General features: G+C 31.1%; 9 protein-coding genes. All 9 read left to right on the top strand.

The window, feature by feature from the left end:
* The first annotated feature begins 636 nt into the window (after nucleotides 1-636).
* The 9 genes from B3040_RS01885 to wecB all read left to right on the top strand — a co-directional run bounded on the left by B3040_RS01885 (nucleotide 637) and on the right by wecB (nucleotide 14,105).
* Nucleotides 637-1,632 carry a LacI family DNA-binding transcriptional regulator gene (locus tag B3040_RS01885; RefSeq protein ID WP_291569616.1) on the top strand — a complete coding sequence of 332 codons (996 nt, stop codon included), beginning with the start codon at nucleotides 637-639 and terminating at the stop codon, nucleotides 1,630-1,632.
* A gap of 174 nt (nucleotides 1,633-1,806) precedes the next feature.
* Nucleotides 1,807-3,117 carry an SGNH/GDSL hydrolase family protein gene (locus B3040_RS01880; protein WP_291569614.1) on the top strand — a complete coding sequence of 437 codons (1,311 nt, stop codon included), beginning with the start codon at nucleotides 1,807-1,809 and terminating at the stop codon, nucleotides 3,115-3,117.
* Between the two features lie 431 nt (nucleotides 3,118-3,548).
* Nucleotides 3,549-7,628 carry an AAA domain-containing protein gene (locus tag B3040_RS01875; protein WP_291569612.1) on the top strand — a complete coding sequence of 1,360 codons (4,080 nt, stop codon included), beginning with the start codon at nucleotides 3,549-3,551 and terminating at the stop codon, nucleotides 7,626-7,628.
* Between the two features lie 264 nt (nucleotides 7,629-7,892).
* The gene (locus B3040_RS01870) at nucleotides 7,893-9,032 is read left to right on the top strand and encodes a DegT/DnrJ/EryC1/StrS family aminotransferase (RefSeq protein WP_291569610.1); all 1,140 of its coding nucleotides are present in this window, start codon (nucleotides 7,893-7,895) and stop codon (nucleotides 9,030-9,032) included.
* 134 nt (nucleotides 9,033-9,166) lie between these two features.
* Nucleotides 9,167-9,763: a sugar transferase gene (locus B3040_RS01865; RefSeq protein WP_291569608.1), complete on the top strand. Its 597-nt coding sequence runs from the start codon at nucleotides 9,167-9,169 to the stop codon at nucleotides 9,761-9,763.
* 11 nt (nucleotides 9,764-9,774) lie between these two features.
* Nucleotides 9,775-10,422 (top strand): acetyltransferase, encoded by a 648-nt coding sequence (locus B3040_RS01860; RefSeq protein ID WP_291569607.1) that lies wholly within the window; start codon nucleotides 9,775-9,777, stop codon nucleotides 10,420-10,422.
* 196 nt (nucleotides 10,423-10,618) lie between these two features.
* A complete protein-coding gene (locus tag B3040_RS01855) occupies nucleotides 10,619-11,836 on the top strand; it encodes a glycosyltransferase family 4 protein (RefSeq protein ID WP_349679157.1) in 1,218 nt (405 codons plus the stop codon).
* A gap of 26 nt (nucleotides 11,837-11,862) precedes the next feature.
* Nucleotides 11,863-12,972, top strand: a complete 1,110-nt coding sequence (locus tag B3040_RS01850; protein ID WP_291569605.1) for an NAD-dependent epimerase/dehydratase family protein — start codon at nucleotides 11,863-11,865, stop codon at nucleotides 12,970-12,972.
* A gap of 2 nt (nucleotides 12,973-12,974) precedes the next feature.
* Nucleotides 12,975-14,105 carry a non-hydrolyzing UDP-N-acetylglucosamine 2-epimerase gene (gene wecB / locus B3040_RS01845; RefSeq protein WP_291569604.1) on the top strand — a complete coding sequence of 377 codons (1,131 nt, stop codon included), beginning with the start codon at nucleotides 12,975-12,977 and terminating at the stop codon, nucleotides 14,103-14,105.
* Nucleotides 14,106-14,173 lie beyond the last annotated feature (68 nt).

Here is a 14,173-nt window from a genome sequence, read left to right as displayed (position 1 = left end):
TTTACGGGTGGTCTTGACTATGGGGAGGATTAGGTTTAATCAACTTGTTAATATAGAACTTAGAAGGTGTGTTTAGTATATAAAATGCAGAAGTTAGCTTTAATTAATGGAAATAACTAACACTAATGAGGTAGAGCTTATCTTATACACTTTTAAAATCCATAGTAAAATCAATATAAGCTTTTATAAAAGGTAAGTCTTAACTGCAGCGTTAATCACTAAATTTAAAGAGGAATCTTTCAGCTAAAGAAGGAGTTTTTTTATTTTCATAGAATATACTTAATTTAAATGACATTTTCAAAGGATAAATCTTTCATAATATGGTAGAATTAATAAGAAGAAAACAAGTTTTAGATGGAATCTAAAGTTTATTTTAAGGCTTTAGCCACATTTTGGAAGGGTAATTATTCCATAATTGTTACCTCTTAAGCAAATTTAAGGTAGGAGTCTTTGACTAAAGACAAACTTTTCTATAGTTTATCCAAGGACTATAGCCTCTAATATTCAGACATTTTAGCATAAGTATATTTCATAAAGGATACATTTACATTAATATAAATAAACTTGGAAATAATATGATTAATTTAAGTTATTTCTGGGTTCAAGGAATAAGTTTCAGAAATAGGAGTGATAATAATGGCAACTTCAATAAAGGATGTTGCTCGTGAAGCAGGAGTATCAATTGCAACTGTTTCAAGAGTTTTAAATGGCATAGATGTAGTTAATGATGAAACTAAGAAAAAAGTGTTAGACACTATTGAAAAATTAGGTTATAGACCTAATATTTTAGCAAGAAGTTTAAAAACCCATAAATCTAGTACTATAGGCATTGTAATCCCAGATATATCAAACCCCGTGTATCCTGAAATAGTAAGAGGAGCAGAGGATGTAGCTAGTATATATAACTATAATATTATGCTTTGCAATACTGACTTGGACTTGGAAAGAGAAAAGGAAAGCTTTAATGTACTTAGGGAAAAGATGGTTGATGGAGTTATTTACATGAGCAATTCTCTAGAAAGCGATATAGAAGATATAATAGAAGCTATGAAAGTACCAACAGTACTTGTAGGTACTATAGATAGCAACAAAAGCTATCCAAGTGTAGGCATAGATAGCTATGCGGCAAGCTATGACGCTGTTAAGTATCTTATAGATAAGGGAAATAAAACTATTGCTTACATAGGCTATTATGAAGACAAGTCTAGTGATTATTCAAAGATTTATAAAGGCTATAAAAAAGCTATGGAGGAGAAAGACAGTTTTAACCCTTCATTAGTATACTTTGGATCTTTAAAGGCTGAGGATGGATATAAAGGAATACAAGAAATTTTAAAATCCAATAAGGTGGATGGAGTTTTTTGTGCTAATGATGAAGTGGCTATGGGGGCTATTAATGCCTTAAGAGAAAGTGGCATAGAGGTTCCTAAAGAGGTAGATGTAATGGGATTTGACGATATATCTCTTGCAGATGTCTATTATCCAAAGCTTACTACAGTATCAAAACCTCTTTATGACATGGGGTCTGTAGCTATGAGACTTTTAATTAAAATTATAAATAATTTACCAATAGATGAGAGAAATTTTTTACTTCCCTATAATATTGTAGAAAGAGATTCTTGCAAGAAGTAATAGGTATCCATAAATAAAAGTGATTTAGGGCCATAGATAGGTTGTAAATTCAGCAATATATCCATGGCTCTTAAGTTCTGTAAGCATTGCACAGAATGTAATAATATGGTAAAGTTAAAGAAATTCGGGACATACATAAAGGTCGTGTAGTATACAAATGTAGGGGGATAGCAAATGGCTAGAGGCAATTTAAAAAACCATAAAAACAGCACTTTTTCTAAGAAAGATATAATAATTATAACTATATTAATAGTAATAAACCTAGTTGTAATTATATTTGGAAAAATTAGAGATAGAAATTATGCCAAAGAACTTACTAGTTTATCTCAAACCTATAACACCGTTGAAGTAGCAGAAAAGGTACAAGAAACAAAAGAAGAAGTTAAAAAAATCTTAATTAAGGAAGTTAAAAATAAGGAAATAGTTTTTCCAAGAAATTCATACATTGAAGAGGCCCTAAACCAGGGCAAGTTTAAGGGGCTTATCCTAGGAGATAGCATAGCTCAAGGCAATGGAGCATCTAAGACCAATATCTTGGGGGAAGAAATAGGGGGAACAATCTTTAGTAGTCTTAATATGCTTACTAAGGAAACTCTTGTATCAGATAATTACTCAGTAGGTGGAAGTACTGTAGAAAATATGTTAGCCTATATTTCGGATAATAACTCAGGAAAGTCTAAAGCTTACCAGTATCCTTATTGGATATTAATCACTGGCAGAAATGAAATGGAAACAATGACAGTAGAGGAGTTTAAGGCTCTTTACAAAACTGCAGTGGCTCAGGGGGAAAGGAATAATATAGATGTTATTTGTGTTACAGAACCTCCAGAGATAAACATAAGTACAGGAGAATTAGTAGAAAGTAAATACTCTCAATATCAAAAGGTCATAGAAGAAGTTGCAGCAGAAGAAGGAGCTACTTTTGTAGATGTATACAATGGGCTTCTAAAAAAGAAAAGTGCTGGAGAGAATATATCTAAATTGAGCTCAAATGGAATATTGCCAAATAATGAAGGGTATAAATACATAGCAGAATTAATAACCGAAGGAATTATAGGAAATAATGTAGAATTCAAAAAGTCTGATGCTAAAAGTAATACAAAGTTAATATCCCAATATGAGGTTAATGATACAGTGTCTAAGACAAAAGTACAGAACCTATCAACTAAAAGCACTGCGAAAGAATTCAACACTGGAAATGGCAGTGTTATGGCCTTAGGAGTTGGAGAAAATACTAGTTTCAAGATGCCTGATGGACAAGCTGCTGGTGTGATAATCACCTTAATTGCTACCAATAATGGAGGAAGTGTTGAAGTAAAAACTAAAGATGAACAATTAAGTAAAACATTAAAATCCTCCAGTGGGCAAGTTAAGGAAATAAGTTATTTCATTTCACTTAAAGATCTAAAAGATTTAAAGGAAATTTTATTGGTTCCTAAGGGTGATATTTATTTAAGTGGAGTAACTGTAGTACTGAATAATTAATTAGTTTAAAAACAATGGTATAAGTAATATCATTGTTTTTTCTATTGGGCGAAATAATATTAATAAATTATGAAGCAAAGTAAAGCTATTAATATGAAGGTTCTGAAATATAACCTTAAGTGATTGTTTAGATTTCACACTAAAATGCATCAGGAGTTGCAATTTGTAAAGTGTTCTTTTAAAATTGTAAAGCTTCAATTATAATATAGCTGGAGTTAATAATGTGATAAAATATAATCTAATATAGAATATTACATAAGTAGTTATAAAGTATATTCATATATAGATAGACAGTATAATCAAAGATGACCACTTTCATTGCATAAACCTTTTTAAAAGATGGGTAAAGTGAGACAAAAGATAAAAATGTTTTGTGAAGCTAAAGCTTTAAAACGTATTATATACTATAGGTTAAAAACGGAGGAATAGATGTGGACGTAAATGAAAAGGTAATTCAAATATTTAATTATTTACATAGTGTAAAAAATGGTAATGATAAAAAACCATTAAATATAGATGCATATGAAGAAGTTTTTTATGAAAACAAAATAAGAAACTTAGAAGGAGTCAATATTATCAATAGTGAGGATAGTGATAGTTGGATTGAAATAGCTAAGGATGCAAAGGATCTGTATGGAAAGTTTTCTAAGCTGCTTTTAAATCTTCAAAAAAATAGCGAAAGCATGGAAATAATTTATGGACATGGCTTGCTTGTAGGGAAGTTTGGTAACGATTTGGTGGTTCATCCCGTATTCACTACAAAGATGGATTTAGTGTTTAATGAAAGGAAGTCCAAATTTATATTAAAGCCTTATAACAATGTAACTAATATAGAATTAGATATGCTATCTAATATAGAATACAAAGATATAAACTCTAAAAATGGTACAAACCAACTAAGTAATTATAACTTTTCTTTAGAAAATCTCGTAAGAACTTCTGATAAGGTAAGAATCATGGGAATTAATCCAAGGCAAGAGGAAGAAATTAAGAAAGGGATTCAGGAGATTACCTCCGCTCTTAACTTGAACGCAGAAGAGGAATATCTTTCTGTACAATCTCTTCTCGATTTGGAGGGGGAAGGTGGAGTAAATATATATAATGAACCAGTAATTATCTTTAGAAGAATGGATACTAGGCTTTGGAATGTTGAACTAACTTCTATGATAGATGAATTGAAAAAGGGATTCACCGTACCAAAGACTATTGAGACTTTAATTACTGAAGAGGAGGTAAAGGTTTCACAGGAAGAAAAAGATAGATGGAAAGATATTGGAGAGGACCTTCTATTTCCATTACCTTATAACGAAGAGCAGAAGGAAATAGTAAAAAGACTTAGTGAAAACTTTGGAGTTGTGGTTCAAGGTCCACCAGGGACGGGAAAGAGCCACACTATAGTAAATTTAATAAGCCATCTTTTAGCACATGGAAAAAGGGTTCTTGTTACTAGCCAAACAGATAGAGCTTTAAAAGTGCTAAGCAATAAAATACCTGAGGAAATAAGATCTCTTTGCATGAGCATACTTGGAGATGACTCAAGAGCTATGGACAACCTAGATGAGGCAGTAAGAAAAATTACAGAAAACCTTTCTTTAGATAGTGGAACTTTGAAGAAGCAATATAAGGAACTAAAATATAAATTGGCTCAATGTGAAGAAAATCAACAAAAGCTTCTAAGTGACCTAAAAGAAGTTTATACCTTAGAAAACTCTAAAGTTAATTACCTTGGAAATAGTTATTATGTAGCTGAAATGGCTAAGTTTCTTAAAGAAAACCGAGAATTACACTCATTTATTGAGGATACAATGGGTTTGAAGCAAGAAGTGTTTTTAACAAATGGCGAATTTAAAAGATTTTTAGAGTTAAAGTCTATTCATTCAAGAGAACACTTGAACCTTTATGAAAGCATTGGTGAGTTTACAAATAAGCTGCCGAATATGGACAAGTTAACTTCTAATATAAAAGCATATAAAAACATGATTGATAAGATATATGTTCATAGAGTTAATGTTAACGGTTGGAATAGCAATGAAAATACCACTTATACTAATTCAAATCTTCTTAGTACTATTGAAGAGACTATTAAGTTTTTCACCCAATATGAGGGAACTATAATGGAAACTCTTTTTAATAGCATCTATCAAAGTGAAGAGAGAAAGAGGTATTGGCAAAACTTTATTACATCTATAAAACAGGAGTCGGAGAAAATTTATAGTATTAAAGCTAATATAAATAAATATAGGATTACACTCCCAGAAGGCATAGATTTAATGAAGCTAAAAAGGGATTTTCAAGTGATTCATAATACTTTAGAGACTAAAGGTAAAATAGGATCAATCTTTAAGTTTATGCATAAGGATTTGAATTATATTCTAAAGGATATATTAATAGATGGTGAAAGTATTAATTCCCTTGAACAGGGTAATATAATAAAAAATTACCTAGAAGTCATAAACCTAGAAAAAACAATGAAAAATTATTATAATTCTTCGGTGAAGGAATTTGGAGGACGAATTATAACAGTAGTAGATTCAAACTATCTAAGTATTATTGAAGAATTTACTAATGATATAGAAAGGATTCTTAGTTTTGAGGAGAATTATAAAAATAAAATTCTGAAACTTTTAAAAATGAAAAAGTTTAATAAAGAGCTTAACTTTTTCATTAGGGAAACCTATGAATATTTGAAAAATGTAATAGTGAGTTTAAATATCATAAAGGAATTCGAGGAATGCGAGGAAGAACTACAAACAGTAAGAAGTATGCTTGTAAAATATCCCGTATTTACAGAGCTTTGTGAAAAGATTCAGGAGCTAAATCTAGATTATGTAAAACAATATTATAATAATGTAGATTATATTTTAAGCCATAGTAGCGAATTATCAGAACTGCTTACTTTAAGAAATAAGCTTATAGAGATATGTCCTAAATTTGCACATAGAGCAATGAGTTTAAGTCACAGAGATTTAATGAAATATGATTATGAGGATTTTGAAGGTGCAGTAAAGTATGCGGTTTTTAATAGTTATATAAAAAACCTGCTGGGAATAAGTGTAATGGAAATGGAAAAGCTTTTACATGAGGAGAAAGTAAGAGAAAAGCAGCTAGTAAGGGAAATAATATCAAAGAAGGCTTGGCATAACCAAATACAAAGGACAACTGAGTCACAAAAAAGAAGCTTATTTACATGGATGGAGGCAATAAAAAGAATTGGAAAGGGCACCGGAGCTCAAGCCATTAAGTATAGAAAGCTTGCTCAAAAGGAAATGGAAAATTGCAAGGATGTGATTCCAGTTTGGATTATGCCTATCAATAGAGTTCTTGAGAATCTAAAACCTAAAGAAAATCTATTTGATGTAGTTATTGTGGATGAAAGTAGTCAAAGTGATATATCAGCCTTAACAGTACTAATGAGAGCGGAAAGAGCTGTGATTGTAGGAGATGAAAAGCAAATTAGTCCAGAAGCTATAGGAAAAAATGGTGATAGCGTTGAGGAACTTATAAACTTGCACCTTAAGGGTATTCCACACAGCCAGTGGTTTGATTTAAAGACTAGTCTTTATAATACAGCTCTAAGAGTTTTCCCAAATAGATTAGTACTGAAAGAACATTTTAGATCATTAGAGGAAATAATAGGGTTTAGCAACAACTTGTGTTATTCTAAAGAAATAATTCCTTTAAGATGTTCTTTTAGCAACAACTCACTAGCACCAATTAACACTGTAAAAGTTGAAGAGGGTTTTAGAGATTCAAATAAACCTATAAATATCAAAGAAGCTTATGAAATTGTAGAAACTATAAAGCAATGTTGTGAAAATCCTTTATATGATGGAATGACCATGGGAGTAATTTCTCTTCTTGGGGAGAATCAAGCAGAAGTAATACAAAATATGCTTATAGATAAAATAGGTATGGAGGAGATTGTAAGAAGAAATATTGTTTGTGGAGATGCCTACTCTTTCCAAGGAGATGAAAGGGATGTTATGTTTCTTTCTATGGTAGTGGGAAATAATATAAGATTTGCAGCTCTATCTAAGGATTCAGATGAAAGACGATTCAATGTTGCTGCTAGTAGAGCAAAAAATCAAATGTGGCTTTTCCATTCTGTTGAATTGGAAGATTTAAATCCTAAGTGCGTAAGAAGGAAACTTCTACATTATATGAAGAATTATAAGGAAAACAAACTCATTGAAGATAATGAGACTAAGGATTTGCTATTATCTTCCTTTGAAGAAGATCTTTATGAGGAATTGAATAAAGAAGGCATGCAGGTTGTGAAGCAGTTTAAAATAAACAAATATACTATAGATTTTGTAATTGGTGAAGAACAAAAGTTAGCTATAAAATGCATAGGCAAAAACAATTATAGGCCTTATAGCTATGAAGAAGAGTTAATTTCTGAACACACCTTAGAGAGGGCGGGTTGGAAATTCTTAAAGATTAGAAGTAGTGAGTTTTACTTAAACAAAGATAATATACTTTTAAAAATAAGAAAAAATGCCATTGAGTAGAAAAATATTTGCTATTAATTTATTTTTTATTACAAATTAATTTGAAAAGTTTGAAGAATTATCATAAATCTTTTAACTTACTTATAATTGTGGTAAAATAGTTAATGAAATTTGTAATGTTGATACAAATAATGTAATATGATAGATAATTAAGCATGTAACATGTAAAATAATTACAGTAAAAATACACCTTATCGATGACGGTAATAGTAATATAATAAGTGACGTCAACCCTAAGATGAAAAGATATGGAGTGAGTGTAAAATGAAGGAAAAGATATATCTATCTTCACCACATATGGGAGGATATGAACAACAGTATATAAATGAAGCATTTGAATCGAATTGGGTAGCCCCATTAGGACCTAATGTAGATGGATTCGAGAGAGAATTAGCAGAATATGTAGGGGTAAAATCAGCTGCGGCACTATCTTCAGGAACAGCAGCAATACATTTAGCTCTTAAATATGTAGGGGTTAAAAGAGACGATGTAGTATTTTGTTCTTCACTTACATTTTCGGCAAGCTGCAATCCAATAATGTATGAAGGAGCAATTCCTGTATTTATAGATTCAGAGTATAACTCATGGAATATGTCTCCAGTTGCTTTAAAGAAAGCATTTGAGGCACATAAAAAAATGAATAAGTTACCAAAAGCAGTGATAATAGTTAACTTATATGGGCAAAGTGCTGATATGGATAAATTGAAAGACATATGTGATAGCTACAATGTTCCAATAATAGAAGATGCAGCAGAATCCTTAGGTGCAACTTATAAGGATAAATTTAGCGGAACTATAGGAGAATTTGGAGTATACTCTTTTAATGGAAACAAGATTATTACAACTTCTGGTGGTGGAATGTTAGTTTCTAATAGTGAAGAGGCAATAAATAAATCACGATTTTGGGCAACGCAATCAAGAGATGCAGCAAGGCACTATCAACATACTGAACTAGGGTATAATTATAGAATGAGTAATATAGTTGCTGCCATTGGTAGAGGCCAATTGAAGGTGTTAGATGAAAGAGTTCAGCAAAAGAAACATATATATGAAGTCTATAAAGAGGCTTTTAAAGATATAGAAGACATAGAGATGATGCCAATATGTGAATATGGAAAGCCAAACTATTGGTTAAGTGTTCTTACCTTAAAAGAAACTTCAAAGATTAAACCTTTGGATATAATGGTTGCCTTAGAAAAGGAAAATATAGAGTCAAGGCCTGTATGGAAGCCAATGCATCTTCAACCATATTTCCAAGAATATGGCTTCTACTCACATAATGAGAATGGCATTAGCGTAAGTGAGGATTTATTTAATAGGGGAGTATGTCTACCTTCTGACACAAAGATGACAGCAGTTCAGCTGGAGAGAGTTATAAATATAATAAAAAAATTATTTTCATAGAAACTAATAAGATAGGTTAAAGTTGCTTTCTAGAAAACAAACTTTATTTGTAACCAGTGGAAATCATTGATGGTTATAAAATCTATTAGTATTGGCTACCTTGTTAATAAATGGTGAATTGGAGGCGCTAACCCATGTTAATTAAAAGACTCTTTGATTTTTGCTTTTCCCTAATTATGTTAGTTATACTAAGTCCGGTGTTTCTAGTTGTTTCCATACTTGTGTATTTTAACTTAGGCTCTCCAATTTTGTTTACTCAGGATAGAGTTGGAAAAGACGATAGAATATTTAAAATGATGAAATTTAGAACTATGAAAAATTCTACAGATAAAAATGGGAACTTGTTATCTGACGCAGAGAGATTAACTAGATTTGGCAAGTTTTTGAGGAGTTCTAGCATAGATGAACTTCCTGAATTAATAAACATTTTCAAAGGAAATATGAGTTTAGTTGGACCTAGGCCATTACTAGTAGATTATTTGCCTTTTTACAATGAAAGACAGAAAAAAAGACATGATGTATTGCCTGGATTAACAGGGTGGGCACAAGTCAATGGAAGAAACAATTTGTCTTGGTCACAAAAATTTGAGTTAGATGTATGGTATGTAGAAAATTGGTCATTACTACTTGATATAAAGATATTTTTTTTAACAATATACAAAGTATTTAAAAGAGAAGGAATAAATCAAGCAGAAGGGGTTACCATGGAAAGATTTAATGGGAACAATTAAAGAGGTGAATTATGAAGGATATAGTAATAGTTGGAGCTGGAGGCTTTGGTAGAGAGGTAGCTTGGTTAATCGAAGACATTAATAAAGAAGAAGAAACTTGGAATCTGTTGGGGTATATCGATGACAACACTGCGAATCATGGAGCCGTCTTAAACAATATAAAAGTATTAGGAGGATTTGATTGGTTACAAAACAACAAAAATAGAAATATATATTTTGTATGTGCAGTAGGTAATCCGACAACAAAGGAGTTGCTTGTCCAGAGATGTATGGAATTAGGCGGGAAACCTGCAACTTTAATTCATCCTTCAGTAATCAAATCACAATATAATACCATAGGTGAAGGAACTATTATCTGTGCAGGAACTATAATAACAGTAAATGTAGATATAGGGAATCATGTAATTGTAAATTTAGATTGCACCATAGGCCACGATGCAGTAATAAAGGATTATTGTACTATATTACCAAGCGTTAATGTTTCGGGAAATACAGTGATTGATAGATTAAGTGAAATTGGAACAGGAACGCAAATTATTCAAGGAGTAAAAATTGGGGAACAAACCACAGTTGGTGCTGGGGCTGCAGTAGTAAGAGACTTGCCTGGAAAGTGTACAGCTGTAGGAATACCAGCTAAAGTTATTAAAACATCAAATTAGTCTTTTTATAAGGAGAGCCACGAATTCTCAAGAATTTGTTTATGAGTGTTGTGGTTCTCTTTATGGGCATTTTCAAGGATGAGGTTCACTAATTTTATAAACTGTTGATGCTATCTAAGAAGGTAGCTTTTAGGTTAAAGTTTTTTAAAGCTGTGAATAAAATGAATGGGTTCACTTTCTAAACCCGTTTGGAAGGATGATAAAAGTGAATATACTATTTTTAACTATAGGTTTCCCAGAAAATATTAATAATAGAAATATATATACGGATTTAATGCAAGAATTTAAAAGTGAAGGACATAATGTTTATGTAGTTACTGCTAGAGAGAGAAGAAACAATAAGGCTACAGAAGTTTCTTTAGAAAATGATATAAATGTATTAAGAGTTAGAACCGGTAATATGCAAAAAACTAATTTCATAGAAAAAGGTATAACTACAATACTTATAGAGGATCAATTCATAAAAGCTATAAAAAAATATTTTTCCAGTACAAAATTTGATTTAGTAATGTACTCTACTCCGCCAATTACCTTTGAAAAAGTTATAAAATATATAAAAGGCAGAGATAATGCAAAATCATACCTGCTTCTAAAGGATATATTCCCGCAAAATGCAGTAGATTTAGGAATGATATCAGAGCAAAGTATTATATACAAACACTTTAGAAAAAAAGAAGTTAAACTTTATACTATGTCAGACTATATTGGATGCATGTCAAAAGCTAATGTGAAGTATGTATTAGAACATAACACCTTTGTAGATAAAAATAGAGTTGAAGTTTGCCCTAATAGTATTAAACCTTTAGAGTTCAACTTAAGTGTGGAAGAAAAAAAGAGTATAAGAGAAAGATATAACATTCCCTTAGAAGCTACTGTTTTTATTTATGGAGGAAATCTTGGGAAGCCTCAAGGTGTTGATTTTTTAATGGAAATATTAAAGGCTAATAGCCACAGAAGGGATGCTTATTTCTTAATCGTAGGAGGAGGAACTGAATATGGAAAATTGGAAACTTTTATAGAAAGTTCTAATTTTCACAATGTGAGCCTTTATCCATCCTTACCTAAAGAAGATTATGATAGAGTTGTTCAAGCCTCGGATGTAGGTATGATTTTTTTACATAAGGATTTTACTATACCTAATTTTCCTTCAAGGCTTCTTACCTATATGGAATTTTCTATGCCAGTAATTGCCGCTACAGATAAAAATACTGATATAGGTGAAGTTATAGTACAGGGAAACTTTGGTTATTGGAGTAACAGTGGCGATTTAGAAGAGTTTAATATGAATTTAGAGGTTTTATGCAAGGATAAAGCTTTGCTTCAAACTATGGGAACTAATGCTAGAAAATACTTAGAGAACAATTATACAGTTTCAAAATCTTATGAGATAATTATGTCTCATTTTGATAGATAGGTAATTTAGTAGTTATGGAGGGAAAAATGAGAAATATATTAGTAACGGGAGCTAATGGATTCGTAGGAAAAAATCTAGTAGCTACTTTAAAGCAGTTAAACAAATACAATATTTTCACCTATGATCTTAATAATACAGAGGAAGAACTAAAAGCTTTTGTAGAAGACAGTGATTTTATTTTCCACTTAGCAGGAGTAAATAGGCCAGTAGAGGTAAAGGAATTTTATGAAGGAAATACTGGGCTTACTGAAAATATAATTTCCATGTTAAAAAATAAAAATACACCAATTTTAATAACTTCTTCTATACAAGCAGAATTAGATAATGACTACGGAAAGAGTAAAAGGGCAGCGGAAGAAGTTATAGAGAATTATGGTAAAAATAATAAGGCCCCAGTGTATATTTTCAGGTTGCCTAACGTTTTTGGAAAATGGTGTAGACCAAATTATAACTCAGCAGTGGCAACTTTTTGCCATAACATAGCTAATGATATAGAAGTTTGGATTTCTGATGAAACTAAGGAACTAAATCTTGTATATATAGATGATGTGGTTAAAGGGTTTGTTGATGAATTAGAAAATGAAAATAGGAATTTAGATAGTCAATATTATCATATCAAAACCACTTATATTAAAGCCTTAGGAGAAATCGTGGGCTTGTTGAATTCCTTTAAGAAAAATAGGGAAACCCTAAGAATTCCTGATATGAAGGATGAATTTGCTAAAAAATTGTACAGCACTTATCTAAGCTATTTGCCAGAGGATAAGTTTAGCTATCCTTTAAAAATGAATGTAGATAATAGAGGCTCTTTTACAGAATTTATTAAAAGTGATGATAGAGGTCAGGTATCTATTAATATATCTAAACCAGGGATAACTAAAGGAAACCACTGGCATCACACTAAGAATGAAAAGTTTTTAGTAGTTAGTGGAGAAGGAGTAATCAAGTTTAGAAAATTTGATAGTGACAAGGTAATAGAGTATAAGGTTAGCGGGGAAAAACTTGAGGTTATCGATATACCTGTAGGATATACTCATAGCATTACTAATATGGGTGATACAGATATGGTAACAGTTATGTGGGTAAATGAAATATTTGATCCTGAAAAGCCAGATACTATATATTTGGAGGTGTAAAAATGAAAAAATTAAAGGTTATGACTATTGTAGGAACAAGACCAGAAATAATTAGGCTGTCTGAAGTGATAAAAGCTTGTGATAGGTACTTTGATCATGTATTAGTACATACAGGACAAAACTGGGATTATAATTTGAATGATATATTCTTCGAAGAATTAGGTTTAAGAAAGCCGGATCATTTCTTAGGGGTTGTAGGAAGTGATTTAGGAGAAACTATGGGAAACATTATTGCTGCATCTTACAAAATATTAAAAGAAGAAGCTCCTGATGCGCTTTTAATTTTAGGAGACACTAATAGTTGTTTAAGTGCTATAGCTGCAAAAAGACTAAAAGTACCTATCTTCCACATGGAGGCAGGAAACAGATGCTTTGACCAAAATGTACCAGAAGAAATAAACAGAAAGATTGTGGATCATATCAGTGACATAAACTTGCCTTACACTGAGCATAGTAGAAGATACTTATTAAGCGAAGGCTTTAGAAAAGAACATATTTTTGTTACTGGGTCACCAATGCAAGAAGTGCTAACTAAAAATATGGATAAAATTCAGGAGTCTGATGTTTTAACCAAATTAGGACTAGAGAAAGAAAATTATATTTTAGTAAGCGCTCATAGAGAAGAAAATATTGATAATGATAAAAATTTATTTTCCCTAGTGGATGCTTTAAATAAAGTGGCTGAAATGTATAATATGCCAATAATATATTCTACTCACCCAAGAAGTTGGAAGAGAATAGAGGAGAAAAATATTAAGTTTAATCCACTTGTAAGACAATTAAAACCTTTTGGATTCATAGATTATAATAAACTTCAAATGAATTCCTTCTGCGTTTTATCGGATAGTGGAACTTTAAGTGAAGAATCAGCAATGCTAAACTTCCCAGGAATACTAATTAGAACTAGTACTGAAAGACCAGAAGTATTAGATAAGGGGTCCGTTATAGTAGGTGGAATAACTACAGAAGATATAGTTCAAGGAATCCAACTAGCAAGAGAAATGAAGGCAAATGAAGAGGAAGTTCTTTTAGCACATGATTATAAGGATACTAATGTATCAGTAAAGGTTACTAAAATAATTCAAAGCTATGTAAAAATTATAAACAAAGTTGTATGGAATAAAGAAAGTTAGTAAAGAGAATTTTAGTACAAAATTTATTTAATAATACAAAAAGTTAATATAAATTAAAATAGAATCGT

It is taken from the genome of Clostridium sp. UBA4548 (assembly GCF_002387895.1).
GTDB lineage: Bacteria > Bacillota > Clostridia > Clostridiales > Clostridiaceae > Clostridium_J.
This window is presented reverse-complemented; position numbering and strand designations above follow the sequence as displayed.

Bases quoted from the DNA above. Each gene is read 5' to 3' on its own strand.
- B3040_RS01885 (WP_291569616.1), top strand. From the start codon at position 637: ATGGCAACTTCAATAAAGGATGTTGCTCGTGAAGCAGGAGTATCAATT.
- B3040_RS01860 (WP_291569607.1), top strand. From the start codon at position 9,775: ATGAAGGATATAGTAATAGTTGGAGCTGGAGGCTTTGGTAGAGAGGTA.
- B3040_RS01880 (WP_291569614.1), top strand. From the start codon at position 1,807: ATGGCTAGAGGCAATTTAAAAAACCATAAAAACAGCACTTTTTCTAAG.
- B3040_RS01855 (WP_349679157.1), top strand. From the start codon at position 10,619: ATGATAAAAGTGAATATACTATTTTTAACTATAGGTTTCCCAGAAAAT.
- B3040_RS01850 (WP_291569605.1), top strand. From the start codon at position 11,863: ATGAGAAATATATTAGTAACGGGAGCTAATGGATTCGTAGGAAAAAAT.
- B3040_RS01865 (WP_291569608.1), top strand. From the start codon at position 9,167: ATGTTAATTAAAAGACTCTTTGATTTTTGCTTTTCCCTAATTATGTTA.
- wecB (WP_291569604.1), top strand. From the start codon at position 12,975: ATGAAAAAATTAAAGGTTATGACTATTGTAGGAACAAGACCAGAAATA.
- B3040_RS01870 (WP_291569610.1), top strand. From the start codon at position 7,893: ATGAAGGAAAAGATATATCTATCTTCACCACATATGGGAGGATATGAA.